Annotated in this window: 18 protein-coding genes; 9 read left to right on the top strand and 9 right to left on the bottom strand. The window is 55.9% G+C overall.

The annotated features are described in order from the left end of the window. Positions 1-17 precede the first annotated feature (17 nt). Entirely contained in the window at positions 18-833 is an 816-nt protein-coding gene (gene iolB / locus AC6I8T_RS19445; RefSeq protein ID WP_021184881.1) for a 5-deoxy-glucuronate isomerase, read from the top strand. Between the two features lie 91 nt (positions 834-924). Here iolB and AC6I8T_RS19440 read toward each other — a convergent pair whose 3' ends face one another. From AC6I8T_RS19440 to AC6I8T_RS19420, 5 genes are read right to left on the bottom strand one after another with little or no spacing between them, the layout of a single operon-like run. Next, a complete protein-coding gene (locus tag AC6I8T_RS19440; RefSeq protein ID WP_497834245.1) occupies positions 925-2,946 on the bottom strand; it encodes a CocE/NonD family hydrolase in 2,022 nt (673 codons plus the stop codon). After that, complete coding sequence (locus AC6I8T_RS19435; RefSeq protein ID WP_208724327.1) at positions 2,943-4,565, bottom strand: ABC transporter ATP-binding protein; 1,623 nt, start codon at positions 4,563-4,565, stop codon at positions 2,943-2,945. The genes AC6I8T_RS19440 and AC6I8T_RS19435 overlap by 4 nt, the downstream gene beginning before the upstream one ends. Beyond that, complete coding sequence (locus AC6I8T_RS19430) at positions 4,562-5,392, bottom strand: ABC transporter permease (RefSeq protein ID WP_021184878.1); 831 nt, start codon at positions 5,390-5,392, stop codon at positions 4,562-4,564. Before AC6I8T_RS19430 ends, AC6I8T_RS19435 begins: the two co-directional genes overlap by 4 nt. Before the next feature lie 3 nt (positions 5,393-5,395). After that, positions 5,396-6,343, bottom strand: coding sequence for an ABC transporter permease (locus AC6I8T_RS19425; RefSeq protein WP_021184877.1), 948 nt, complete (start codon positions 6,341-6,343; stop codon positions 5,396-5,398). Beyond that, on the bottom strand, positions 6,343-7,932 hold the full coding sequence (locus AC6I8T_RS19420) for an ABC transporter substrate-binding protein (protein WP_497834244.1): 1,590 nt from the start codon (positions 7,930-7,932) through the stop codon (positions 6,343-6,345). The genes AC6I8T_RS19425 and AC6I8T_RS19420 overlap by 1 nt, the downstream gene beginning before the upstream one ends. A gap of 194 nt (positions 7,933-8,126) precedes the next feature. Here AC6I8T_RS19420 and AC6I8T_RS19415 point away from each other — a divergent pair, with 194 nt between their 5' ends. Next, the gene (locus AC6I8T_RS19415; RefSeq protein ID WP_021184874.1) at positions 8,127-8,408 is read left to right on the top strand and encodes a CBU_0592 family membrane protein; all 282 of its coding nucleotides are present in this window, start codon (positions 8,127-8,129) and stop codon (positions 8,406-8,408) included. Between the two features lie 124 nt (positions 8,409-8,532). On the opposite strand, the gene AC6I8T_RS19410 is transcribed toward AC6I8T_RS19415, so the two are convergent. The 3 genes from AC6I8T_RS19410 to AC6I8T_RS19400 form a co-directional block, all read right to left on the bottom strand. After that, positions 8,533-9,447: a LysR substrate-binding domain-containing protein gene (locus tag AC6I8T_RS19410; RefSeq protein ID WP_208724326.1), complete on the bottom strand. Its 915-nt coding sequence runs from the start codon at positions 9,445-9,447 to the stop codon at positions 8,533-8,535. Positions 9,448-9,554: 107 nt separating this feature from the next. Continuing rightward, positions 9,555-10,397: a MurR/RpiR family transcriptional regulator gene (locus AC6I8T_RS19405; RefSeq protein ID WP_013510847.1), complete on the bottom strand. Its 843-nt coding sequence runs from the start codon at positions 10,395-10,397 to the stop codon at positions 9,555-9,557. Between the two features lie 193 nt (positions 10,398-10,590). Beyond that, on the bottom strand, positions 10,591-12,504 hold the full coding sequence (locus AC6I8T_RS19400) for a bifunctional 5-dehydro-2-deoxygluconokinase/5-dehydro-2-deoxyphosphogluconate aldolase (RefSeq protein ID WP_497829682.1): 1,914 nt from the start codon (positions 12,502-12,504) through the stop codon (positions 10,591-10,593). A gap of 528 nt (positions 12,505-13,032) precedes the next feature. Between AC6I8T_RS19400 and iolD the strand changes: the two genes are divergently transcribed. Genes iolD through iolE form a run of 3 tightly spaced genes read left to right on the top strand, consistent with a single transcriptional unit; the run spans position 13,033 to position 16,949 of the window. Next, positions 13,033-14,967 (top strand): 3D-(3,5/4)-trihydroxycyclohexane-1,2-dione acylhydrolase (decyclizing), encoded by a 1,935-nt coding sequence (gene iolD / locus AC6I8T_RS19395; protein ID WP_208724324.1) that lies wholly within the window; start codon positions 13,033-13,035, stop codon positions 14,965-14,967. A gap of 59 nt (positions 14,968-15,026) precedes the next feature. After that, positions 15,027-16,040 carry a bifunctional inositol 2-dehydrogenase/D-chiro-inositol 1-dehydrogenase gene (gene iolG, locus AC6I8T_RS19390; protein WP_021184870.1) on the top strand — a complete coding sequence of 338 codons (1,014 nt, stop codon included), beginning with the start codon at positions 15,027-15,029 and terminating at the stop codon, positions 16,038-16,040. A gap of 12 nt (positions 16,041-16,052) precedes the next feature. After that, positions 16,053-16,949 carry a myo-inosose-2 dehydratase gene (gene iolE / locus AC6I8T_RS19385; RefSeq protein WP_021184869.1) on the top strand — a complete coding sequence of 299 codons (897 nt, stop codon included), beginning with the start codon at positions 16,053-16,055 and terminating at the stop codon, positions 16,947-16,949. Positions 16,950-17,094: 145 nt separating this feature from the next. On the opposite strand, the gene glpD is transcribed toward iolE, so the two are convergent. Next, complete coding sequence (gene glpD, locus AC6I8T_RS19380) at positions 17,095-18,603, bottom strand: glycerol-3-phosphate dehydrogenase (protein ID WP_021184867.1); 1,509 nt, start codon at positions 18,601-18,603, stop codon at positions 17,095-17,097. A 228-nt stretch (positions 18,604-18,831) separates the two neighbouring features. On the opposite strand from glpD, the gene glpE reads away from it, so the two are divergent. The 4 genes from glpE (at position 18,832) to malP (ending at position 23,380) form a co-directional block, all read left to right on the top strand. Beyond that, positions 18,832-19,158: a thiosulfate sulfurtransferase GlpE gene (gene glpE, locus AC6I8T_RS19375; protein ID WP_021184866.1), complete on the top strand. Its 327-nt coding sequence runs from the start codon at positions 18,832-18,834 to the stop codon at positions 19,156-19,158. A gap of 33 nt (positions 19,159-19,191) precedes the next feature. Continuing rightward, the gene (glpG, locus tag AC6I8T_RS19370; protein ID WP_497834315.1) at positions 19,192-20,019 is read left to right on the top strand and encodes a rhomboid family intramembrane serine protease GlpG; all 828 of its coding nucleotides are present in this window, start codon (positions 19,192-19,194) and stop codon (positions 20,017-20,019) included. 48 nt (positions 20,020-20,067) lie between these two features. Then, a complete protein-coding gene (locus AC6I8T_RS19365) occupies positions 20,068-20,826 on the top strand; it encodes a DeoR/GlpR family transcriptional regulator (RefSeq protein WP_013510838.1) in 759 nt (252 codons plus the stop codon). A gap of 148 nt (positions 20,827-20,974) precedes the next feature. Further along, positions 20,975-23,380, top strand: coding sequence for a maltodextrin phosphorylase (malP, locus tag AC6I8T_RS19360; protein WP_208724323.1), 2,406 nt, complete (start codon positions 20,975-20,977; stop codon positions 23,378-23,380). Positions 23,381-23,403: the final 23 nt, after the last annotated feature.

Here is a 23,403-nt window from a genome sequence, read left to right as displayed (position 1 = left end):
AACAGAGGAGGAGGGTGATGTCACTACTTGCGAAAGCGCAGCAGCCAGACAGCAATGGCCGTATCCAGCATGTTACGCCGGAAAGCGCGGGCTGGGGATATGTCGGTTTTGATGCTTATCTGTTGAAGAAGGGACAGACGCTGAAACTCAGCAGCGGCGATAAAGAGCTGTGTCTGGTGCTGGTGGCAGGTTTTGCTTCGGTGAAAACCCGTCATGCGGAGTTCCCCAATCTCGGTAAGCGTCTGTCACCGTTCGAGCGTATTCCGCCGTATTCGGTGTATGTGCCGCATAACGATGAGGTGGAAGTCTACGCCGATAGCGATCTGGAGCTGGCGGTGTGCAACGCTCCCAGCCAGGGCAACTTACCGGCGCGCCTGATTGCGCCGGAAGATGTCGGGGTCGAACATCGTGGCAAGGGACGCAACCAGCGTCTGGTGCATAACATTCTGCCGGACACTCAGCCAGCTGATAGCCTGCTGGTGGTGGAAGTCTACACCGACGAAGGCGCGACCAGTTCTTACCCAAGCCACAAGCACGACCAGAAGGACAGCCCGGACGAAACCTACCTGGAAGAGACGTATTACCACCGTTTCGATCCGGAGCCGGGTTTTGCCATGCAGCGCGTGTATACCGACGATCGTTCACTCGACGAATGTATGGCACCGTATAACCGGGATGTGGTGACGGTGCCGCGCGGCTACCATCCGGTGGCAACGCTGGCGGGGTACGATAATTATTACCTGAACGTGATGGCGGGTCCGGTACGTCTGTGGAAATTTACCTGGGAGAAAGATCACGCCTGGGTGAATAGCGACAAGTATCCGCGCGTTTAAATCGCGCAAACCGCGCGATGAATCGCGCCGCTACGATATTTGCATGTATTTGTAGCGGCGCGATTTATCGCGCTTTTTTTGATGTGCGGATTTAACGTTTAATCCGTCGATCCCAACGGCGATTAAACACCGCTTCACCGTTATGCTGCACCTTCATCTCGCCGCTGATGATGAAATGCGTCAAATCGCTGCGCATTTCCAGCTCAATATCGGTTTCCGTCCACCAACCTTCCCGGCCAATCTTCATGCTCTGCGTCAGCAGATAATGGGCTGACAGCGGATCATCGTTATGACAGGTCAACTGACGGCGCAGGCTGTGATCAACGGTGGTATCGATATCATCAAAACGATAGACGCCCTCACCGAACACCCCGCCGATACCGTGGGTGACACTTTCCCAGCTATCGTTGACCACGTCATAACGCAACTCACGTTCGACACGTCCCGGCGACAGTAACGTCAGTGGCGTATTGGCTGCGGTGGTCGGTTGCGGGTTGGGGCCGTCAATCGCTGTCACCTGACGACATACCGGCAGGTCGAGTGCGGCGCTCGCCAGATTCACCCTCAAGGTGGCGACTTCCGCCATCGGCCAGATCATTGGCCAGAAGGTGGTCGCCAGCGAAATGCGCAGACGATGTCCGGCGGCAAAGCGCCAGGCGATACCGTCCAGTTGCACCTGCACATCCACCACTTCACCCGGCGTCAGTGGCACGTTTTTATCCTGCCCCTGCAAATGGCTCAGGTTAACCCAGCCGTGTGTCACGCGGGTTGATGCGCCATCCGGTGCGATATCGGAGAGACGGACATACAGCATCGCCGCCGGTTTGTCGCTGCTCAGTTTGACGCTGAACTGCGGGAAACCGTAAATGCTCAGGCTTTCGCTTAACGGCGCGCTGTCAAAACTCTCTGCCAATCCGTCGTCCATACGTTGGTCGCTCGGGCTTTCGCCCAACACGCCCGCCCCCATCCACTCACCGGCAAACAGGCCGTGGTTCTGCTGGGTACAGATGGCTTGCCAGCTCTCCTGCGCCAGCGGCGTGGTGGTCAGGCTGCCTGGTTGCACATGCCAGCGTTGCGGCTGGGTCACCGCGTCGGTATCGCCGTCGATAGCAATCCACTCGCCAAACGCCTGGGGACGCTGTGACCCCGGACGCTGGCTGTCGTTCAGCCAGGCCTGCACACGCGGGCCAGCCAGTGCGTCATTATCCACCTGCTTCAGCCAGCGATCCCACCAGGTCACCGCTTCCTGGAGGAAACCAATTGCCGGTTCCGGCGTGCCATCCTGCGGATAGATATGCGCCCACGGGCCGATAATCGCCTTGCGCGGCACGTCGAGGTTGTCCATCAGACGGAACACCGCGTTGCTGTAGGAATCCGCCCAGCCGCCAACCGCCATCACCGGACACTGAATTGCCGACCAGTCTTCACCGACCGAACCGTGTTTCCAGTAAGCATCTTTCAGCGGATGATCCATCCACAGCGCCGGGAAGAATGGCATGTTTTCCAGCCGATTCAGCCAGTCCTGATACCAACTTTCCCCTACCAGGGCCGGGTCCTGCGGGCGACTCTGGTAAGCCAGCATGATGCCGCCCCACCACAGGTTGTCATTCAGCAGGCAGCCGCCTTTGTAGTGGATATCATCGTTGTAACGATCGTCGGTAGAACATACGGTAATGATGGCTTTCAGCGCAGGTGGGCGGCGCGCCGCCAGTTGCAGGCAGTTAAAACCACCCCAGGATTTGCCCATCATGCCAACCGCACCGCTGCACCAGGATTGCTGGCTAATCCAGTCAATCACCTCCAGCGCATCTTCCTGCTCCTGCAACAGATATTCATCTTCCAGTAAGCCGTCTGATTCGCCGCTACCGCGCATATCGACGCGCAGCACCGCATAACCCTGACCGGCGAAATAACCGTGCATCGGCTCATCGCGGGTACGTGTCCCGTCGCGCTTGCGGTAGGGGATGTATTCGAGAATGGCGGGCACCGGCTGCTGGCTGGCGGAGAGCGGCAGCCACATGCGCGCGGCCAGGCGCGTGCCGTCTTTCAGGGTAATCCAGAGATGTTCCGTCACGCTGACGCTGTGGGGGAATTGCGTTACGAAGGTTTTCATGAGGCTCCTGCCATTGCGTTGTTCTGACGCTGACCCAGCACCTCATCCAGCCAGGTGGTGCGCATTTCCGGCACTGAGGTCAGTAGTTTTTCGGTGTAGCTGTGCATCGGGGCGCTGAACACTTGCTCGGTCGGCCCCTGCGCCACCACGTTGCCTTGGTACATTACCGCCACCTGCTGCGCGATGCGCTTCACGGTGCTGAGATCGTGGGTGATAAACAGGTACGACAGCCCCAGTTGCTCCTGCAAACGACGCAGCAGATTCAGCACCTCTTCCGCCACCAGCGGATCAAGTGCCGAGGTGGCTTCATCGCAGATGATCAAGTCCGGCTCGGCGGCCAGTGCGCGGGCGATACAAACACGCTGCTTTTGACCACCCGACAGCGCGGCGGGGTAGCGATCGATCAGGGTGAGCGGCAGCTCGGTCAGGCGCAGCAATTCTTCCACGCGTGCCCGTACCTGGCGTTTATCCAGTCCGAAATAGAAGGCAATCGGGCGGCCAATCGCTTCAAGGATGGTCTGGCGTGGGTTGAGCGCCACATCCGGCAATTGATAAATCATCTGGATGCGGCGCAGCGTCTCTTTGTCGCGCTGCTGGTAGCGATTCGCCAGCACCTGACCGGCAAAGCTGACGTTGCCCGCGGTATCGCCCAGCAATCCACACAGCGCGCGTGCCAGGGTGCTTTTGCCACTGCCGGATTCGCCGATAATCGCCAGGGTTTCCCCTTTGGCAATGCTCATCGAAACGCCGTGAACCACGGTGTTGCCGTTGTAACCGGTGGAGAGATTTTGCAGGCTCAGCAGTTGACCCTGCGCGGTGTTCTCGGCGTGCACCGACGTCAGCGCATGGGCGCGCTCCGATACCAACCGTTGGGTATAAGTTTCCAGCGGATTTTGCAGAATGTCAGCGGTGCTGCCGCATTCCACTTCGCTGCCCTGACGCAGCACCATGATGCGGTCAGCGATTTGCGCCACCACCGCCAGATCGTGGGTGATATACAGCGCGGCGGTGTTGAACTCGCGTACCAGCTTGCGCAGCATCACCAGCACTTCAATCTGGGTGGTGACATCCAGCGCGGTGGTGGGTTCATCCATCACCAGCAGGTCAGGTTTGCAGGACATCGCCATCGCTGCCATCGCGCGCTGCAACTGGCCGCCCGACAACTGATGCGGATAGCGCTGGCCGATGGTTTCCGGCTGCGGCAGATCCAGCGCCCGGAACAGCGTCACTGCCCAGGCCTGCGCTTCTTCGGCGTTCATCAGGCCGTGACGGATCGGGCCTTCGCACACCTGTTTACCGATGGTCAGCGCCGGGTTAAACGCGGCGGCGGCGCTTTGCGCCACATAGGCCACGCGTCTGCCGCGAATTTCACGCTTCTCTTTGCTGGAGAGTGGCACGATATCCTGTCCGGCGATACGCACCTCGCCACCGGCAATACGGCAGCCGGAACGGGCATAGCCCAGTGCGGCGAGGCCGATGGTGGATTTACCGGCACCGGATTCGCCAATCAGTCCCAGCACCTCGCCGGGTTTCAGGCTGAGTGAAATGTTCTGTACCAGTGGAATGCCCTGGTCGGTTTCAATGCGCAGATTGCGCATTTCCAGAATCGGTTGAATCATCCTTCTTCCCCCAGCGAGAGGTTGTTGCGCACCAGCAGCCAGTCAACCACCAGGTTGACGCCAATGGTCAACAGGGCGATAGCGGCAGCCGGGTAAAGCGGGGCCAGTTGGCCGAAGTTAATTGCCTGGGCGTTGTCACGCACCATGCTGCCCCAGTCGGCCCACGGCGGCTGGATACCCAGACCGAGAAAGCTCAAACCGGCGATAAACAGAAAGGTGAAGCAGAAACGCATGCCAAATTCCGCCAGCAGTGGCGGGATGGCATTCGGCAAAATCTCCTTACGCACGATCCAGCCGAGGCCCTCACCGCGCAGACGCGCCGCTTCGACATATTCCTGGCAGACAATGCCCTGCGCCACCAGACGCGCCAGACGATAAACGCGGGTGGCATCCAGCAAGGCGATGGTGCCGACCAGCACCGGAATCGAGGTGCCGAGTACCGACAACACGATCAGCGCCAGAATCAGTACCGGGATCGACATCAGGGTATCGACGATGCGCGTCAGCACCACATCGACCCAGCGGCCATAAATGGCGGCGGTGAAGCCGGTGAGAATACCGATGACAAACGAGATGGCGGTGATGGCCAGCGCGATGGCGATGGTGGTACGTGCGCCAAACAAAATACGCGACAACATATCGCGGCCAAGGCTGTCAGTGCCGAGCGGCAGCGCGCCGGAGGGCAGCATCCAGATATCGCCCACCTGTGCGGTTTCGCTGTGCGGTGCCAGCCACGGCGCAAACAATGCGGCAATCAGGTTAATGGCGATGATCGCCAGGCCGAGCATGGCGGAAAACGGCACCGCGCGGCTTTTCAGTTTTTTCATTGCTTACCTCGCGTGGCGTAGTCGTGGGTTACACCAAATCGCCAGCAAATCGGCGGCGGTGTTGAGCAGAATGTAGGTGCCGCCAAACAGCAGCCCGCAAGCCTGCACCACCGGCAGGTCGCGCTTGGTCACCGCATCCACCATCAGTTGCCCAATGCCCGGATATACAAACACCACTTCGACCAGAATCACTCCCACCACCAGATAGGCGAGGTTGAAGGCGATGACGTTGATGATCGGTGCCAGCGCATTCGGCAGCGCATGGCCCAGCACAATGCGCCAGCGCGACAGGCCTTTCAGCAGCGCGGTTTCGATATAGCTGCTCGACATCACCGCGCCCACGGAGGCGCGGGTCATCCGCAACATATGCGCCAGCACCACCAGCACCAGCGTCAACATTGGCAGAGTGCAGGCGTACAGGCGTGAAAGGAAACCGGCATCCGGGTCGACCAGCGCCAGGCTGGGAAACCACGCCAGGCGGATGGCGAAGAAAATCACCAGCACATAACCGACAAAGAATTCCGGCACGGAAATACTCAGCAAGGTCAGCGAGTTAGCCAGACGATCAAACCAGGAACCACGCCACACCGCCGAGGCGATACCCAGCAGCACCGCCAGCGGAATGGCGATGATGGCGGCATAACCGGCGAGGAACAGCGTATTCGCCAGACGCGGTAATAGCTCCGCGCTAATCGGCTGGTTGTTCGCCAGCGAGTTACCGAGATCGCCGTGCAAAACGCCACCCAGCCAGTGCAGGTAGCGCCAGATGGCGGGCTGATCCAGTCCGAGCTGCGTGCGCAGCGCGGCGATGGTTTCCGGCGTACCGTTTTGTCCGAGAATTGCGCTGGCGACATCGCCAGGCAGCAATTCCGTACCGACAAAAATCAGTAACGACACCAGCCAGAGCGTGAGTAAGCCCAGCAGCAGGCGATGTAAAATCTGCTTTTTCATTACGACTCCAGCCAGACGCGTTCAGCCAGGCGACCACCCATAAAGTTGAACATCGGATGTGGTTTTACGCCGCCCAGTTTTTTGCTGGTGGCATCAAGGTAGTCACCGAACAGCGGGATCATCGCACCACCATCATCGCTGGCGATTTGCTGCAATTCGCCATAGATCTCGGCACGTTTCTGCTCATCCAGCAGCGAACGTGCCTGAATCAGCAGGCTGTCGAATTTCTCGTTCTTCCAGTGGGTATCGTTCCACTTGGCGGTGGATTGCCATGCGGTGGAGAACATCTGGTCAGCGGTTGGACGACCACCCCAGTAACCCATGCTGAACGGGGCTTTCATCCACACGTCGTCCCAGTAGCTGTCGGCAGGCTGACGTTTGATGCTGACCTGAATCCCCGCCGGTGCGGCCTGACTCTGGAACAGCGCAGCAGCATCGAGCGCACCGGCAAAGGCGGCATCGGAAGAGGAGAGTTCGACCGGCAGGCTGGTCAGTCCGGCTTTCTTCAAATAGAACTTCGCTTTGTCGGCATCATAAGCACGCTGGGGCAGCGCTTTGTTGAAGAAGCGGTCAGTTTTCGGGATCGGATGGTCATTACCCAGTGAGCCGTAGCCACGCAGTACGGTCGCCAACAGTTTTTCACGGTCGATACCGTATTTAATCGCCATACGTACGTCGTTGTTATTAAACGGCGCAACGCGGCAATCCATCAGGAAGGTAAAGTGCTGGCCGCCAGACGAACGGATGATGTTCAGCGCCGGGCTGCGTTTCAGGAAATCAACGGTTTTGAAATCCACGCGGTTAATGGCATGGACCTGACCGGAGATCAGTGCGTTGGTACGTGCGGTGGCATCGTTGATCACCAGCACTTCGACCGCATCAACAAAGGCGCGATTCGGTTTCCAGTAATTCGGGTTACGTTTGAAGTAAGAACGCACGCCAGGCTGGTACTGATCAAAGACAAAGCCGCCGGTGCCGATCGGGTGTTTCCAGTCGGTGAAGCCGTCCGGCACCACCACCAGATGGTAATCCGCCAGCAGATAAGGTAAGTCGGCGTTGCCGCTGTCCAGCGTCAGGGTGATTTCGTTATCACCGCTTTTCTTCAGCTCGGTGATGCTCGCCAGTTGGGTTTTGATGGCGCTGCGCGACTGGTCGCCGCGATGCAGGTTAATGGAGTAGAGAATATCTTCTACCGTCAGGGTCTTACCGTTATGGAAGGTCACGCCCTGGCGTACTTTAAAGGTCCACTCCTGCGCGCCAGGTTTTGCCGACCAGCTTTCCAGCAGCTCTGGCGTCGCCTGGTTGTTCTCATCAATCTCGATCAGGCCGTTCATCAGCATGTAAGCCTGGTTGAGCGGCACCCAGTCACTGAACAACGTTGGGTCCAGTGAATCGCTGGTATTGCCGCCGGACATACCGAGTTTCAGCACGCCGCCTTTTTTCGGGGTGGCCTCAGCCGCAAAACCGGCGAAAGGAGAAAGTGATAATGCCGTACCCGCACCAATCAGCGCGGCAGTATTGATAAATGAACGGCGGCTTAAATTCGCGCCCTGAAGATATTTGTTAAATTTGTCCTGCTCGTCTTTCATTTATTTTTCTCCGTTGTTATTCGCCCTGTTTTACTAATCACCCTGAGCCTTAGCGCAGTTATTTCTGATTTATATCAAAACCAATAAAACCTGATGTATGAGATTTTCGTATCAGACTATGCGAAAAACGCGCAGCAGAACACCCACAAAAAAGATAATTTCCTGATCATCAGGCAACACCAGGGAAAATGCATGTGGAACTGCATACGATAGTTGGGCTAATTGGCGTTTTTTGTTACTTACTGGCTTACGCACTGGTTCAGTTGCGTAAATTAGTCATTGATTCAGATATTTATGCTTGTCTGAATATCGCGGGAGGGGTTTGTGGCCTCTATTCATTGAGTCATGATTTTAATTTGGCGATGGTGATTTCCCAGTCGATGTGGTTAATTTTTACGCTGGTTGGTATGCATTCTTCACATCGTCGACGCGGCGCGCTAAAAAATAAACTTCCGCCGATGGATACCCAGCAATAAAGAAAGGGAAATAGCGGCATAGGCTTTTATTTTATATATAAGAAAAACCTATGGCGTGATATTAATTTACTTATGTTTTGTATAAACGGTGATGTGGCAAATAATCTGCTGCATCACCGTTTTTTTATAATGGCAACATTTCAGTCTGATGTTGGTGCTGGAGCCAGCTCATAACATGGCGCACAATCGGCTTGAGATAGCGGTCCTGCGGGATCAGCAGAAAACATTTGCCGTTGGCAGCCAGCTTGCCGCTATGGGCCGGCACCAGCTCACCCCGGTTGAGATGATCCTGCACTAAGCCTTCCCAGCCGAGTAATATCCCGTCACCCCGCACCGCCGCCTGCACCAGAAACGGATAGTTATTCGCCCGCCAGGTCTGGCGTGGTACAAAACTCAACACATTTTGCGAGGCGAACCAGTCACTCCAGCCGGTCCATTCACGTTGCGGGTCGTCCTGAATCAGCAACATATGGTGGAGTAATGATTCGGCGGAGGCATTATCCTCCAGCCTGGTCAGAAACTCAGGGGCGCACATCGGATAACAGATTTCGTCAAACAGCGGGGTGGCCTGAAAGCCTGGCGGGGCTTCGCGTAGATAGAAAATTGCCAGGTCAAACTCCGACGAGCGCATATCGGCGAAGCTGTCGGAGATTTTCATACGGATTTGCAAATCGGGTAATTCGCGGTGCAGCGCGGAGAGTCGTGGGGCTAACCATAGCGATCCCATCGCGCTGGTGCAGGCAATCGTCACCTGCGGCAGACCGTTCCAGCCCATCACTTCAGCGGTGGCGTGGGACAGGGCGGAGAGCTGCTGACGTACCTGGGTGGCATAAGCCTCGCCGCGTGGCGTCAGTAACACCCGGCGTTGCGTGCGGGTGAAGAGTTTGCAACCGAGCATCTCTTCCAGCTGCAAAATCTGGCGGCTGGTGGCGCTTTGCGTCAGGTTAAGTTCTTCAGCCGCGCGCGAAATATTGCCGTAGCGCGCCACACACTCGAAGGCAATGAGCGTGTTGAGGGGCGGTAAAGGTTCGATCTGCATCAATCCTGCCTCGGTACGGGGGAGAATGCGCCGCCGCAGCGGTCGCGATCCTCACACACTAACCATCGCGGGGGAGGCTGGCAAGCGTCTCGCTGCCAGCCGCAGGGTCAGGCTTTTTCGACGTTATTCAGGGCCAGGGAAACCGCGAGGGTTTGTGCCAGGCACAGAGACGCCACCTGTGAGCGGAAGCCATCAACCTGCGCTTCGCGTACCACAAAGCAGACATCGCTGAAGGCCGCCAGCGGGCTGACCTGGCTGTCGGTGATGGCGATTTGGTGCGCGCCACGTTTGGCACCCAGTTCCACCAGTTCCACCGCTTCACGCGCGTACGGTGAATAGCTGATGGCAATCACCACGTCTTTCGGGTTCACCATGCTTAGCTGTTCGGTGAACATGCCGCCGAGGCCATCGATCAGGAACGCGCGACGCTCCAGATGGCGCAGCGCGTACACCAGATACGACGCCACGCTGAACGAGCGGCGCAGACCAATGATGTAAATATTTTCCGCTTCATTCAGCATCTTCACCGCTTTGTTGAGCTGGTCAGGGTTAACCTGCATCGCCAGCTGTTGCAGCGCCTGGCTGTTGACCATAGTGAAGACGTTGAGGATTTCGACCGGGCTTTCCGGCGAAGAGGCGCTGTCGTCGGTGGCGGTCTGACGGAACAGGCGGGCGCGTTCGGTGTAGTTCACCGTCTCTTCCATCAGGTGCTGACGGAAAACCTGCTTCATCTCGTTAAAACCACTGAAACCAAAGGCGTTGGCAAAGCGGATCAGCGTAGAAGGGGGGACATCCGCTTGCTGCGCGATTGAGGCCACGGTGTCGAAAGCGATGCTATTGCTGTTATCAAGAATATAACGCGCCACCTGTTTCAGGCGTTTACTCAGCGTCTCATAACGACGACGAATGTCGTCCTGTAACAAAGTCAGTTGGGTGGGGTTATTGGTCATTACTTCGGCCTGCTAATAAACATTGTGGCTGGATAATGAGCGCTATAGTACCAGATGGATGGAAAATTTCATTTGTTTGGCAGCATCGTGACGGTTATTTCATCGGTTTATGAAACGCCTCACAAAATGCAGGGGGTAATCGTAGCGGCGCGATAAATCGCGCCGCTACGTTCGTGCACTATGCGGGTACTGTTTAACCGCGTGCCGCGCGCCAGTACTCAATCAGGCGCAGATAATTGCCTTTCACTGTTTCAATCAGCGCCTGGTCATCCAGCTCGCCCTGCAACCACTGGCGTGATGGCTGGCCGAAAATGGTGCGACCTACTGCAAAACCTTTCACCCACGGTGCCTGGGCCGCCGCCGCGAAACCGGCTTTCAGCTTCTCTTCCGGTGCATCAAGGCCGAGCAGCAAAATGCCACGGCAGTGAGGATCCTGCTGTTCGATCAGGCTGCTTACCGCCTGCCAGGTTTCTGCCGACAGCGGCGGTAACTTCCACCAGTCGGGCTGGATGCCGAGGCGATAGAAGTGGCTCAACATATCGACATAGTAAGACTCTTTTTTATCCGGGTTACTCTCCGGCAAAATCACTTCCAGCAGCAGCTCGTGCCCGCTTTTGTTACAACCCTTCCACACATCCAGCAGCAGATCGTCCTGCTCTTTACGCAGTTCCGCGCTGTCATGTGGGTGGTAAAACACCAGGCATTTCACCACATGTTCCTGCGGCCAGTCGATCAACTGGGAGCCGATATTGCCGTGCTCCAGACGCAACGGGCGCGAACTGGGTAACTCAATCGGGCGACCAATCCACCAGCCTTTACCGGTGATGGCGTTCAACGCTTTCTGGCCGTAGGTGGTATCCGCGAGGATGCCGCTTTTGCTGTCCAGACCGGCCTGTTGCGACGCCTCTTGTGCTGCCTGCAACAACAGCAGCTTGAGTTGTGGGATGCGGCTTTCATCGACACCGGCCTCGCGCGCCATATCGGCCAACTGCTTACGATGGTCGAAAGCGAACACGTTCAGTTCCGGCCACTCACGGGTGCGCGAGGTGACACGGTGCAGGTGATTGAGACGGGTATCGAGGTCCGGGCGTTTTACCTCTTGATCGCGGCTGAGGAAATCATCAAGTTCCTCTTTGGTCGGCATCGCTGGCGCGCAGCCGTGGCGAGATACCACCAGTGCGCCGCAGGCATTGGCATAGCGACACGCCTGTTCCCAGCCTTCATCGTTCAGCCAACCACGCAGCAGGCCAGACATAAAGGCATCACCCGCGCCCAGTACGTTCAGCACTTCTACGCGCACGCCGCTGTGCAGTTTGGTCTGCTCCCAGCTATCCGGGATCGCGCCTTCAAATACCACGCAACCCAGCGGGCCGCGTTTGCACACCAGCGTCGCCTGGCTGGCCTGACGCACGTTTTTCAGCGCGGTCAGGGTATCGGTGCTACCACCGGCGATATGAAACTCTTCTTCTGTTCCGACAATCAGATCGAAATAGTGCACCACTTCCTGAAGCTGTTTTGTAACCTGGCTGGACTCGATGAAACGCGTTTCACCGTCGCCGAGTGAGGTCAGCCCCCACAGCACCGGGCGATAGTCGATGTCCAGCGCAGTGCGCAGGCCGTTTCGCCTGGCGATATCCAGCGCTTTCAATACCGCGGCACGGGTATGAGGATGCGACAGGTGAGTACCGGTTACGGCGACAGCGCGTGAGGAAGTAATGAAATTTTCCTGAATATCTTCGGGTACCAGCCCCATATCCGCGCAGTTGTCACGGTAGAAAATCAGCGGGAAAGTCTCTTCATCTTTAATACCGAGGATCACCAGCCCGGTCAGGCGATGTTTATCGGTAATCAACCCCTCAGTGCTGCAACCCACGCGTTGCAGGGTTTCACGCAGAAAGCGACCATTATGCTCGTCCCCGACGCGTGCCAGCATGGCGGATTTCAACCCCTGGATGGCCGTGCCATAGGCAACGTTGCCGGAAGATCCGCCGAGGTATTTAGCGAAGGTGCTCATATCTTCCAGTCGCGCGCCAATTTGCTGACCGTAGAGGTCGACGGCGATGCGTCCGATACAAATCACATCAAGCCGCTTCTGTTGTGTACTCATACTTGTGGTTTCCTTCTGTGATAAGCAGACACTTCGGGCGCTGTGCTTCCGGGTTCTCAAGGTGCCTGATTGGCTATGGTCGCAGTATGGGGAATAAAAATTCCAAATTCAATATGAAATGAAATATCTGTCACGATTTTGTGAACCAGGTAAAACTCTGAACAACGTAGCGTGCAGGGGAGAGTGGCAAGACAAGTTTCACGGATGCTCTGGCTTGTGAGCCAGCTCTCAGGAAAACCCTGAAAAATAATGGAAGCTGCTGAAGTGAAATGAAATTTCTTTATGAGGCTTCTTTGCTTTATTGTTGTTCCACTTTTCCCCCTTTTTGGCCTGTGTCTGGGTCCGTTCCATCCCTGAATTTGATCTCCATCGCAAAATGAAATGTTTCTTCTGTAATCGTATTTTATGGAAAAAATATTTGTTTATAATCGCCTCACGTTTCACTTATCCGCGGTCGCCATTTCCGGTGCGTTGACGTCAACCGCGTTGTACCTGGTTCACAGGTACCAGCATGTAAAGGATGAGCATATGGGCACAATCAGATTAACCACGGCACAGGCGCTGGTGAAATTTCTTGATAACCAGTATCTGAACGTTGATGGCGTTGAAACCAAGTTTGTGAAAGGCATTTTCGCTATTTTCGGTCACGGCAACGTGCTGGGGCTGGGGCAAGCGCTGGAACAGGACAGCGGCGATCTGGTGGTGCATCAGGGCCGTAACGAGCAAGGTATGGCGCATGCCGCCATCGGTTTTGCCAAGCAGTCGCTGCGCCGCCAGATTATTGCCTGTACCTCGTCGGTCGGACCGGGCGCAGCCAACATGATCACCGCCGCCGCGACCGCAACCGCCAACCGTATTCCTTTATTACTGCTGCCGGGCGATGTGTTCGCCACGCGCCAGCCGGACCCGGTGTTGCAACAAATCGAGCAAAGCCACGATCTCAGCATCAGCACCAACGATGCTTTCCGTGCCGTCAGCAAATACTGGGACCGCGTCAGCCGCCCGGAGCAGCTGATGACCGCCTGTATAAACGCATTGCGCGTGTTGACCGATCCGGCGGAAACCGGTGCGGTGACCATTGCGCTGCCGCAGGATGTGCAGGGTGAAGCCTGGGATTTCCCGGAATATTTCTTCCAGAAGCGCGTTCATCGTCTGGATCGCCGTCTACCCACCGTGGCCCAGTTGGAAGAGGCACTGGCACTGATTGTGCGTAAACATAAGCCACTGATTGTATGCGGTGGCGGCGTGAAATATTCCGAAGCGGGTGAAGCGCTGCGCCAGTTTGCTGAGCGTTTCAACATTCCGTTTGCCGAAACGCAGGCGGGGAAAGGCACCATTGTCTCTGACCATCCGCTAAATGTCGGCGGCGTCGGTGAAACCGGCTGTCTGGCGGCTAACCTGCTGGCGAAAGAGGCGGATTTAGTGATTGGCGTGGGGACGCGCTACACCGATTTTACCACCGCTTCGAAATGGATTTTCCAGAACCCGGACGTTAGCTATCTCAATATCAACGTCAACAACTTCGACAGCTACAAGCTGGATGCAGTGCAACTGCTGGCCGATGCCCGCGAAGCGCTGACCGCGCTGGATAAGGGTTTGCAGGGCTTTGAAAGTCACTGGGGCGGCCAGATCGATCAGGCGCAAAGTAAGCTGCTGAAAGAGACGCAGCGCGTGTATGCCGCGACCTATAACACCGACGATTTCATCCCAGAAATCGCCGACCATATCGACCGTGAAGCGTTGTTTGCCGAATTCCAGCGCCTGACGCAGTCGGTACTGACGCAGAGCAGCGTGCTGGGCACCTTAAACGAGCAACTCCCAAAGGATGCGGTGATTGTCGCGGCCGCGGGCAGTCTGCCGGGCGACCTGCAACGCGTGTGGCGCACCAAAGATTACAACTCGTACCACGTTGAGTATGGCTACTCCTGCATGGGCTACGAGGTGAATGCCGCGCTGGGGGTGAAGCTGGCTGAGCCGCAGCGTGAAGTCTACGCCATGGTCGGTGACGGATCTTTCATGATGCTGCACTCCGAGCTGGTCACCTCAGTTCAGGAAGGGGCGAAAATCAACGTCATCCTGCTGGATAACATGACCAACGGGTGTATCAACAACCTGCAAATGGAACACGGTATGGACAGCTTCACCACCGAGTTCCGCTTCCGTAACCCGGAAGGCGGCAAGCTGGACGGTGGCTTTGTTCCGGTGGATTTTGCGGCGATTGCCGCAGGTTACGGCTGCAAAACCTATCGCGTCACCAGCCTGGAGCAGCTGAAGGCCGCACTGGCCGATGCGCAGAAGCAGACGGTCTCAACGCTTATCGATATTAAAGTGCTGCCGAAAACTATGGTCCACAAATACTTCAGCTGGTGGCACGTCGGGGTCGCGCAAGCGTCCACTTCCGAGCGTACGCAACAGGTGGCTGACAACCTTAACGCGCATATCGAACAGGCGCGTAAGTACTGATCTTCAGGCCGGACTTCTCCGGCCTTTATTTACCCTTATCCGACTCTACAGGTGTAATTATGACGCTCAAACTCGGTGTTATCGGTACCGGTGCAATTGGTCAGGAACATATCCGCCGCTGCAACAATGTGCTACAGGGTGCGAAGGTGGTGGCGGTTTCAGATATTAATGTGGAAGGCGCGCGTGCTGCGCTGCAACGTCTGAATATTGATGCCGAGGTTTATCAGGATGGTCATCAGGTGATCAACTCGCCAGAAGTTGATGCGGTGCTGGTCACTTCATGGGATCCGACACATGAAGAATTTACCCTCGCGGCGATTGCTGCGGGCAAACCGGTGTTTTGTGAAAAGCCGCTGGCACTGAGCGCCGAGGGTTGTCGCCGCATTGTCGATGCAGAAATCAAACACGGCAAACGCCTGGTCCAGGTCGGGTTTATGCGCCCTTATGATGCTGGTTACCGCGCACTGAAAAAGGTCATCACCGACGGTGAAATCGGCGAGCCACTGATGCTGCACTGCGCGCATCGCAACCAGAGCGTTGGCGAGAACTACACCACCGACATGGCCATTACCAATACCCTGATTCATGAGCTGGACGTGCTGCGCTGGTTGACGGAAGACGACTACAAAACGGTGCAGGTGGTGTTCCCGCGCGTGACCTCGAAAACGCATGCGAAGCTGAAAGATCCGCAAATCGTGTTGTTTGAAACGCAGAAAGGGATCCGCATCGACGTGGAAATCTTTGTGAACTGTGCGTACGGCTACGACATCCAGTGCGAGGTGGTGGGGGAAGAGGGCATTGCGAAACTGCCGGAACCTTCAGCGATTCAGATGCGTAAAAACGCCCGTCTTGGCAACGCCATTCTGACTGACTGGAAAGATCGTTTTATCGAGGCTTACGACGTGGAGTTGCAGGCGTTTATCAATGATGTGAAAGCCGGCCAACTGACCGGGCCTTCTGCCTGGGATGGTTTTGCGGCCTCAGTGGCGGCGGATGCCTGTCTGAAAGCGCAGAACAGCGGGGCTATCGAAGCGGTTGAAATGCCACCGCGTCCGACTTTCTACAACAAATAATCAGGGCTTCCCATGAACAAAGACAATGTAAAACTGGCGATTGCGCCGATTGGCTGGACCAACGATGACATGCCGGAACTGGGCAGCGAAAACACCTTCCAGCAGACGGTCAGCGAAATGGCGCTGGCGGGCTTTACCGGTAGCGAAGTGGGTAGCAAATACCCGCGCGATCCGGCGGTGCTGAAACCCATGCTGGATATTCGCGGCATTCAGATCTGTAACGCCTGGTTTAGTACCTTCTTCGCTAATGGCGATAAAGCGAAAACTATCGACGAATTCACCAACCATATGAACTTCCTGCATGCTATGGGGGCGCGCGTGATTGGTTGCTCCGAGCAGAGCAAAAGTATTCAGGGCACCAGCTTGCCGGTTCTGGAGCAGAAGCCAATTTTTAGCGATGAAGAGTGGCGTCTGACAGCCGAAGGCTATAACGAGCTGGCGGAGATTGCGGCAAAGAAAGGGATGCGTGTGTGTCTGCATCACCATATGGGCACGGCGATTCAGACCCCGGCGGAAATCGACCGCTTTATGGCGTCGACCAATGAGAATGTTGGCTTGCTGTACGACACCGGCCACATCTACTACTCAGAAGGTTCGCAACAGGCGATGCTGGATGTGCTGACCACATACCTGCCACGCATTTTCCATGTGCATCTGAAGGACGTGCGCGACAGCGTGGTGGCGGAAGTGCGCGCGAATTCGTTGTCGTTCCTCGATGGCGTGAAGAAAGGCACCTTTACTGTGCCGGGCGATGGCGTCATCGATTTCCAACCGGTGTTCAAAATCCTCGATGATTTCGGCTATAAAGGCTGGATGGTGGTGGAAGCGGAACAGGACCCGGCGCTGGCTAACCCGTTTGAATATGCGGTGAAAGCGCGGAAATATATTCGCGAGAATACCGGTCTTTAAGGTAAAAACGCGCGATGAATCGCGCCGCTACAGACTGCGCCAGCGCGATGAATCGTGCCGCTACAGACTGCACCAGCGCGATTTAAAGCGCAAAAAAAGGCCGTAACCCTGGAGAGGGTTACGGCCTGTTATCTGACTTTACGGCTTAGGATGCCAGCGACAGCGTCGGTTTCTGGCGGTGAGTTGCCAACCATTCGCGAATGCGCGCCTGCTCGGCGTCGCTCAGCCACATCCCCTGTTTGGTACGACGCCAGATGGCATCATCCAGTTCATACACCCATTCGTGTTTCACCAGATAACGCAGTTCGGCCTCATAAAACTCATGACCGAAATTCTCGCCGAGATCTTCCAGACTCTGTGCACCTTCCAGCAACACTTCGGTGTTGCTGCCAAAGGTGCGGGCATAATGACGCGCCATACCTTCGCTGATAAATGGATAGCGGCGACGCAGGCTGGCGGCGTAATCTTCGCGCGAACCGGCGATATTGCCTCCCGGCAGCACCGCATTTTTGGTCCAGGCCGGGCCAGCGTTCGGATAATACTTCGCCAGTTTTTCCAGCGCGTGTTCCGCCAGCTTACGGTAGGTGGTCAGCTTGCCGCCAAATACCGACAGCAGCGGAGCCTGACCATTATCGTCATGGACATCCAGCGTGTAATCGCGGGTGATGGCCTGCGGTGAATCGGATTCGTCGTCACACAACGGACGTACACCGGAATAGGTCCAGACGATATCTTCCTGCGTCAGCTGTTTTTTGAAGTGCGCGTTATACACCTTCAGCAAATAGTTGATTTCGTTATCGTCGATCTTCACGTCTTTCGGGTCGCCTTTATATTCGACGTCTGTGGTACCGATGATTGAGAACTCATCCATCCACGGAATGACAAACACGATACGATGATCTTCGTTTTGCAGGATATAGGCCTGTTTTTCACGATGTACGCGCGGCACCACAATATGGCTGCCTTTGATCAGACGGATGCCATAAGGCGATTTCAGTTTCAGGCCGTCGTCAAAGAACTGTTTAACCCACGGACCAGCAGCATTCACCAGCCCTTTGGCGCGCCAGGTGTAGGTTTTGCCGGTATCAATGTCTTCGGCTTCCACCATCCACAGGCCAGCCTCACGCCAGGCACGGGTTACGCGGGTACGGGTGCGTACTTCGCCACCTTGTTTCACCACTTCCTGAGCATTGAGCACCACCATGCGCGCATCATCCACCCAGCAGTCGGAATATTCGAATCCGCGCGTGATTTCAGACTTAAGTGCCGAATCCGCGCCAAAACGCAGACTTTTGCTACCCGGCAGGCTGGTGCGTTTGCCGAGATGGTCATACATAAACAAGCCCATGCGGATCATCCAAGCCGGGCGTAAATGCGGGCGGTGTGGCAGACGAAAGCGCATCGGGAAAGCAATATGCGGTGCCATTTTCAGCAGCACTTCACGCTCCGCCAACGCTTCGCCCACCAGGCGAAATTCGTAGTGTTCAAGGTAGCGCAGGCCACCGTGAATGAGTTTGGAACTGGCAGAGGAGGTTGCACAGGCCAAATCCCGCGCCTCCAGCATTAGCACCGACAGTCCGCGTCCTGCAGCGTCCACTGCAATGCCGGCACCGTTGATGCCGCCGCCGATAACGATCAGGTCTTTGGTTTCCACGTCATCTCCTCCGATGTTCGGAATCGTTCTTAAATGTTCGTTTTCGAGCATAATAATAATCGGAAACCAACATTGATGCCAGCGGTTAACCTAATAAAAACATCTTTGCGTGATACAGCTAACATTCCGGCAGGAAAAAAAACACAAAGCCACATGCTTTATCAGGTTATGGCGCTCGCAACTCAGGGTAAACTAGGCGTTAATTGTGACGATGTGATGAGAGAAACCATGGAAACCTTCGAATGTATTAACGTCCTACAGGCTCAGGAGCATCTGACACAAGGTGCGCAGCTGGTGGACATCCGCGATCCGCAAAGCTTCTCTCTGGGCCATGCCGCAGGTGCGCTACACCTGTCGAATGACAACCTCGCCGATTTTATCAGCCAGGCCAATCATGACCTGCCAGTGCTGGTGATGTGCTACCACGGCAATAGCAGCAAAGGTGCCGCGCAGTTCCTGCTGGGACAAGGGTTTAGTGCGGCCTACAGTATTGATGGGGGATTTGACGCCTGGCGTGCGGCGTTTCCGGCTCAGGTGACAACTGGTACGATGTGAGCCTTTTGATAAAGGTACGGAGAGCACCGCATGATGCGCATTACCCAGTTCAATAATCCGCGCATGGCCCAGGCGTTTGTGGACTATATGGCGACGCGTGGCGTCAGGTTAACGATTGAACGTGAAAGCCATTTTGTCATTCTGTTGGAAGACGAAAGCAAGCTGGATATGGTCGAAAACGAACTCGCGCAGTTCGTGCGTGATCCCAACCATCCACGTTATCAGGCCGCCAGCTGGCATACCGGCAGCACGGAAAGTGGGCTGCGTTATGAGCGAAGCCATATTTGGGCGAACATTCGCGAACGCGCAGGCCCGCTCACCATGAGCATGATGATGGCCTGTGTCGCGGTGTTTATCCTGATGCAGATTTTCGGTGATGAAACCCTGCTTGGCTGGTTGGGCTGGCCTGATGGGCCGCAGCAATATTTCCAGGTGTGGCGCTGGTTCAGTCATGCGCTGCTGCATTTTTCCCTGCTGCATATTTTGTTCAACCTGATGTGGTGGTGGTATCTCGGCGGGGCAGTCGAAAAGCGTCTCGGGAGCGGCAAGTTATTTGTCATCATGCTCATTTCCGCGCTACTTACCGGCTGGATGCAGGCTAAATTTAGCGGCGTGCTGTTTGGCGGTTTATCTGGCGTGGTGTATGCGTTGATGGGTTATTGCTGGTTGCGAGGCGAGCGCGATCCCGAAAGTGGTATTTATCTCGAGCGCGGTTTGATGGGGTTCGCTATTGTGTGGTTGATTATTGGCTGGTACGGCGCATTTGGTCTGTCGATTGCCAATGCGGCACACGTTACCGGCCTGCTGGTTGGGTTAGCGATGGCGTTTGTTGATACGCGTAAGAAAGTGGTGCGCCGTTAATACCAGAAGAAGAAAAACGCGGCATCAAGCCGTGAACAGGAGAGAGATGTGAAGCAGACGCAACGTCATGACGCCATTATCGATCTGGTCCGGCGTCAGGGATATGTCAGCACGGAAGAGCTGGTGGATCACTTTGAAGTCAGCCCACAGACCATCAGGCGCGATTTGAACGATCTGGCCGATCAAAACAAAATTCAGCGTCATCACGGCGGTGCAGCGCTACCCTCCAGCTCGGAAAATACCGCCTGGCAGGACCGAAAAATGATGTGGTCGGCTGAAAAAGCGCGTATTGCCGAGCGCGTTGCCAGCCAGATCCCCGATGGGGCGACATTATTTATCGATATTGGCACCACGCCTGAAGCAGTGGCGCATGCGTTGCTCAATCATAGCAATCTGCGTGTCGTCACCAACAACCTCAACGTCGCGATGCTGCTGATGGCGAAACCGGATTTCCGCGTCATCATTGCCGGTGGCGAAGTGCGTACCCGCGATGGCGGCATTATGGGGGAAGCCACCCTCGACTTTATCTCCCAGTTCCGCCTGGATTACGGCATTCTTGGTATCAGCGGTATTGATATGGATGGCTCGTTGCTGGAGTTCGACTACCACGAAGTTCGCACCAAGCGCGCGATCATTGAAAACTCGCGTTGCGTGATGCTGGTGGTGGATCACTCAAAATTTGGTCGCAACGCGATGGTGAACCTGGGCAACATGAGCCTGATCGACTATCTGTATACCGACCTCACGCCACCTGCCAGCGTGATGAAGGTGATTGAGCAACACGAAGTACAACTCGAACTCTGCTAAATCTGCACGAGGCGGGTTTTTTTCTCTCCCGCCTTGTTTTTCTGTCGCTTTTTTCCCCTGACCCGTCTTTACTTATCCATTCAGGCCAGCATCCGGCCATGCGCTCCCCAATTTCGCTTCACCGTTACCGGACTCGGAAGGGATTGATATGTCGCAACAAAAATTCAATAAAGCGCGTTTTGACGCCGCACTTACCCGCCAGTGGCAATATCTTGGACTTTCTTCAGCACAACAAATGACGCCGCATCAATGGTGGCAGGCGCTAAGCGCTGCGCTGGCGGAGCTGCTGGCGACGCAACCCCCACTGACACCACGCAAAGGCCAGCGCCATGTTAATTATCTGTCGATGGAATTTCTGATTGGCCGTCTGACCGGCAACAACCTGATGAATCTCGGCTGGTATCAGGAGGTGCAGGAAGCGCTGGCGACTTATCAGGTTTCGTTAAGCGAGTTACTGGAAGAAGAGGTCGATCCGGCGCTCGGTAACGGTGGGCTGGGACGTTTAGCCGCTTGCTATATGGATTCAATGGCCACCGTAGGTCAGGCGGCGATGGGGCATGGCCTTAATTATCAATATGGCCTGTTTCGTCAGTCGTTTGATGATGGCCAGCAAAAAGAAGCGCCGGATGACTGGCAGCGCGATCGCTACCCGTGGTTTCGCCATAACGCAGCGCATGATGTGCAGGTCGGTATTGGCGGCAAAGTTGAGAAAACGGAAAACGGCGGTTGGTACTGGCAGCCCGCTTTCTGGTTAAAAGGGGAAGCCTGGGATTTGCCGGTGGTAGGCTATCGTAATGGCGTGACCTTACCGCTGCGGTTATGGAAAGCGACCAGCGATCACCCGTTTGATCTGACGCTGTTCAATGACGGAAAGTTTCTCCAGTCGGAGCAGTCGGGCATTGAGGCGGCCAAACTCACCAAGGTGCTCTATCCCAATGACAACCATCAGGAAGGTAAACGCCTGCGCCTGATGCAGCAATATTTCCAGTGTGCCTGCGCGGTGGGCGATATTCTGCGGCGGCATCATCTGGCCGGGCGTTCGGTGCATGACCTGCCAGACTACGAAGTGATTCAACTGAATGACACCCACCCGACCATTGCGATTCCAGAGATGTTGCGCCTGCTGCTGGACGAACATCAGCTGAGCTGGGATGACGCCTGGCACATCACCAGCCGCGTGTTTGCTTATACCAACCATACGCTGATGCCGGAGGCGCTGGAGCGCTGGGACGAGCGCCTGGTGCGCAGTTTGTTGCCGCGCCATATGCAGATCATCCGTGAGATTAACCGACGTCTGAAGAAACTGGTGCAACGTCAGTGGCCGGATGATGAGGCGGTGTGGCAGAAGCTGGCGGTGGTTGCGGAGGGTCAGGTACGGATGGCCAATTTGTGTGTGGTGAGTGGCTTCGCCGTCAACGGCGTGGCGGCGCTGCATTCCGAGTTGGTGGTGAAAGATCTGTTCCCGGAATATCACCAGCTTTGGCCGAAGAAATTCCATAATGTCACCAACGGCATCACCCCGCGTCGCTGGCTCCAGCAATGTAACCCACGGTTGTCGGCGTTGCTTGACGAGACATTGCAGGTGGAATGGGCCAACAATCTTGAGGCGCTAAAAGCGCTGGAGCCTTTTGCCGCTAAAAAAGCGTTCCGCCAGAAGTACCGCAAAATCAAGCAGGCCAATAAGCAGCAACTGACCGAGTACATCCGTCAGGTGACCGGCATTCAGGTGAATCCCGAGGCGCTGTTTGACGTACAGATCAAACGCCTGCACGAATACAAACGTCAGCATCTCAGCCTGCTGCATATCCTCCATTGCTACCGTCAACTGCGCGATGACCCAAAAAATCCTGACTTTGTCCCGAGGGTGTTCTTGTTTGGCGCGAAAGCCGCGCCGGGTTATTACCTGGCAAAAAATATTATCTATGCCATCAACAAGGTCGCTGAGGTGGTCAATAACGACCCGAAGGTGGGCGATAAGTTGAAGGTGGTGTTTATTCCTGACTATCGAATTACCGCCGCTGAACTGATGATCCCGGCGGCTGATCTCTCCGAACAGATTTCGACCGCCGGATATGAAGCTTCCGGCACCGGCAATATGAAACTGGCGCTGAATGGTGCGCTCACCATCGGTACGCTGGATGGTGCCAACGTTGAGATTGCGGCGGAAGTTGGCGAGGAGAATATCTTTATCTTTGGTCATACCGTGGATGAGGTTAAAGCGTTGAAGGCCGAGGGTTACCATCCGAAAAAACTGCGTAAGGCCAATAAACATCTCGACGGGCTGTTGAAAGAACTGGAAAAGGGCAAATTCAGCGATGGCGACAAACACGCCTTTGATTTGTTGCTAAACAGCCTGACGAAAAACGGCGATCCCTGGCTGGTGTTGGCCGATTTCGATGCTTACGTCGAGGCGCAACAGCGCGTTGAGGCACTGTGGAAGGATCAGGAAGCCTGGACCAAAGCGGCCATCCTCAATACTGCCCGCAATGGGATGTTCAGCTCCGATCGCTCTATCCGTGATTACCAGAAACGCATCTGGCAGGCGAAACGGTAAACCTGCACGTCTCGTAGCGGCGC

This window comes from Pantoea sp. X-Soil-OKNW-556, assembly GCF_059730695.1.
The sequence above is the reverse complement of the archived record's forward strand: the minus strand, read 5'-3'. Positions and strand labels throughout refer to the sequence as shown.